2 protein-coding genes and 1 pseudogene are annotated in these 3,719 nt (G+C 39.9%); all 3 read left to right on the forward strand.

The features are described from left to right. A partial coding sequence (locus PL9631_RS27280; protein WP_197046253.1) for a group II intron reverse transcriptase occupies positions 1-1,194 on the forward strand: 1,194 nt, incomplete at its 5' end. Positions 1,195-1,593: 399 nt separating this feature from the next. Next, on the forward strand, positions 1,594-1,950 hold the full coding sequence (locus tag PL9631_RS27285; protein ID WP_083616996.1) for a DUF3768 domain-containing protein: 357 nt from the start codon (positions 1,594-1,596) through the stop codon (positions 1,948-1,950). A gap of 606 nt (positions 1,951-2,556) precedes the next feature. Then, positions 2,557-3,678, forward strand: a pseudogene (locus PL9631_RS27290) (reverse transcriptase domain-containing protein); the annotation flags it as partial. Positions 3,679-3,719 lie beyond the last annotated feature (41 nt).

The following is a 3,719-nucleotide window of genomic DNA, read 5'->3' on the forward strand; positions in this document are numbered from 1 at the left end:
GGAAGCATATATTTGCCGGAGTCAATTGGAAGCATAAACTTGCCGAAACGGCAATATTATCCTTCCAATGACAGAAGGAGTTTAACTGGCTACTTTGCACTTGGTGTCAGCTTCGCTATTTCTACGCCTACTAATGATGGTACACCACAAGGCGGGATTATTTCACCCTTACTTGCGAATATTGCCCTACATGGTATGGAAGAAAGAGTCATGCAATATGCAGAAACTCTAAAAGGGAGTAAGCGGGATAACCGAAAAGCCCTTAGTCTAATCCGTTACGCTGACGATTTCGTAATAATCCATGAGGATTTAAACGTTGTCAAAAAGTGTCAAGAGATAATAGCAGGATGGTTAAGTGACATGGGATTGGAATTAAAACCAAGTAAAACAAAATTAACCCACACCCTCAATGAAATTGATGGAAATGTTGGGTTTGAGTTCTTAGGATTCCATGTACAACAACACAAAGTAGGTAACTACCGATGTGCGAACAACACGAATGGAACACCGCTAGGTTTTAGCACATTAATCACACCCTCAAAAGCCAAAATCAAAACTCATCTTGTCAAGATAGCTGAAGTAATAGATACCCATAAGACAGCCCCACAAGCTGCCCTAATTAGCAAGCTGAATCCAATTATTAGGGGCTGGTCAAACTATTATTCAACAGTGGTTAGTAAAGAAACCTTTTCAAAAGTAGATGAACTAACCTATAACAAGTTGAGAACATGGGCAAGAACAAGGGGAAAAGGGAGCATTAATAAAGACAAATACTGGAGAACAGTAGGCGACAGAAATTGGTGCTTCAGTACAGAAAACGGAATGGAATTACTCAAACACGCCAGTACGCCAATCGTAAGGCATACAAAGGTCAAGGGAGAGGCTAGTCCGTTTAATGGAGACTGGACTTACTGGAGTAAACGACGAGGCGAATATCCTGAAACTCCTAGCAGAGTTTCCAAATTAATCAAAAAACAAAAGGGTATTTGTCCTCACTGTGGTTTGTATTTCACAAGTACAGACACTGTAGAAGTTGACCATATTAAACCAACATCATTAGGTGGAAAAGACATCTATGATAATTTACAACTTCTACACAAACATTGTCACGACACAAAGACGGCTCATGATGGTTTTTCAACTAATAGTAAGCAATTACCAATAATTGAGAATTATGAAAATAACCCGTTTTGAATCGTATCCGTAACAAGGATGGAGTTATCAAGGAGCCGTGTGAGGTGAAAGTCTCACGCACGGTTCTGAAGGAGAGGTAGGAGTGGTAACGCTCCTATCGACTCTAACAGATTAATTAGATTTTTCTATTATTCAACGCCTTGAGTCAATTTAATTGCCGATGTCCAAAATTAGCCGCATTATCTGATCAGAGGTGAACATGGTGGAAAATTTTCCACCATGTCCCTTCCGTCTGCCTCTTTTCCTTTTTTTGGAATAGGTGGGTTTAAGCGATGCCGACAGGCGGTGGCTACGCCATCGCAGTTCATTTTCTGGGATTATTGTGGGTTGGGAAGCTCTTCATCTCACCTAACTTCCGCGCTAACGCGCCGATTGAGGGTGAAGATTGTTTAAAAAAATATGACTGACACCTTAACAAAAGCTGAACAAATTGCTCGTCTTAATGATCAATTACGCTCTCAAAATTCACAAGTCGGAGCTATTCATTTGTCCCATAGTGTTGGGCTTCTGCCTCCTGAACAGCAACAACAACTTCTACAATTGCTGAAGGAATTTAACTCGTTTTCACCGGATAATGACCCTTACGGAGAACGAGATTTTGTGACTTTAGAATTAGACGGCGATCGCTACTTTTTCAAAATTGATTATTTTGAGAAATCCGCTTGGCTTCAAGGGGAAGAAATTGGCGCCAACAGTCCTGAAGATGTTAATACCACTTGGAGAGTTGGGACTTTAATGGAGAGTAGCGAATATTAATTTCTGGTGCGATTCGTTTAACTTAAAATAAGCTGAAAAGCTTATAGGACGGTTAGCTCAGTTGATAAGACTGGTGACAACTGATTACATTTATGGGTGAAATTCTGTGAATTAAGTCCCATCCCTCAAGTGCTGAGGTGAAAGCATAACCCCTAGTTTGTATGGGTAGCAACCAACAGATTAAAGCGGGGTTAAAAGGTAAGAACTACTGGTAGCCAAAACTGGTAACTACCAAGCAAGAAGTCCATGCGTAGCGTAAGCAAAGATGTGTCCGAACCATCGTTAAGTATAATGGTGTAATGGCTTATTCAGGGTTAAAACTGAATAACACCAAGCCAAAAGGCAAGGATAGGGCATAAGCGATTCGGGAATCGACTTATAAGCACCGCCCAATAAACCCGGTGGAGAGCATCACGCTAAAGACTTTAATAATGTGTAATCGGAACGAAGTAACTCTTACATAACTCTGGAAAGGTCGAATAATCCAGTAAGCAGCTAACGAACTTTATGTAAGAGGGGGATGGTGTTAAAAGCGAATGCTTTACTGTAATGGTAAAGATATGCTGACAAACACTCGATAACTTCAAAGAAATTAAGTAAGTAGCAATGAATATGTCTAAAACGCTGATTAAAACTCAGACGGTGGAATGGAAAGACCTTAACTGGCGCAAGTTAGAACGGGTCACTTTCAAGTTGCAAAAACGAATATTTCAAGCGAGTGAACGAGGCGATGTTAAAGCAGTTCGCAAACTTCAGAAAACCCTGATTAATTCCTGGAGTGCTAAATGTATTGCAGTCAGAAGGGTAACACAAGATAACCAAGGTAAAAATACAGCCGGAGTGGACGGAATCAAAACACTGAATCCTAAACAACGAATGAAATTGGTAGGCAAGTTAAAGTTAACCAACAAGGGAAAGCCAACTCGTAGAGTGCAAATTCCCAAACCCGGTTCAACGGAAACTAGACCATTAGGAATACCCACAATAAATGACCGTGCATTACAAGCATTAGTCAAACTAACATTAGAACCAGAATGGGAGGCTAAATTTGAGCCAAACAGTTATGGGTTCAGACCAGGACGCTCATGTCACGATGCGATTGAAGCAATATTTAACAGTATCAGCAAAAAAGAAAAATATGTGCTGGACGCTGATATTGCTAAATGTTTTGACCGCATAAACCATAAAGCACTAATTGACAAATTACACACATATCCTACATTAAGCCGTTTAATAAAATCATGGCTCAAAGCAGGATATATGGAGGGAAAAGAACTTTTCCATACAAATGAAGGTACACCACAAGGGGGAGTTATTTCACCTCTACTTGCGAATATTGCCTTACATGGTATGGAGGAAAGAGTAAAGCAATATGCAGAAACTCTGAAAGGGAATAAACGGAATAACCGCAGATCTCTTAATCTAATCCGTTATGCTGATGACTTCGTAATAATGCACGAGGATTTAAACGTAGTCAAAAAATGTCAAGAAATAATAGCTGATTGGTTAGGTAACATGGGTTTGGGATTAAAACCAAGCAAAACTAAATTAACCCACACTTTCAAGGAAATTGAAGGGAATACTGGGTTTGATTTTCTAGGGTTCCATATCCAACAACACAAAGTAGGCAACTACCGAAGTTCAAAGAGCGGAAAAGACACCTATGATAACCTTCAACTTTTACACAAACATTGCCACGACACAAAGACGGCTAGTGATGGTTCTTTAACTAAAACAGTTGAGAATTATGACAATCAACCGTTTTGAAT

It is taken from the genome of Planktothrix paucivesiculata PCC 9631 (assembly GCF_900009265.2).
In the GTDB taxonomy this organism is placed as follows: domain Bacteria; phylum Cyanobacteriota; class Cyanobacteriia; order Cyanobacteriales; family Microcoleaceae; genus Planktothrix; species Planktothrix paucivesiculata.

Coding starts and splice junctions, on each gene's coding strand:
- PL9631_RS27285 (WP_083616996.1), top strand. CDS start 1,594: ATGACTGACACCTTAACAAAAGCTGAACAAATTGCTCGTCTTAATGAT.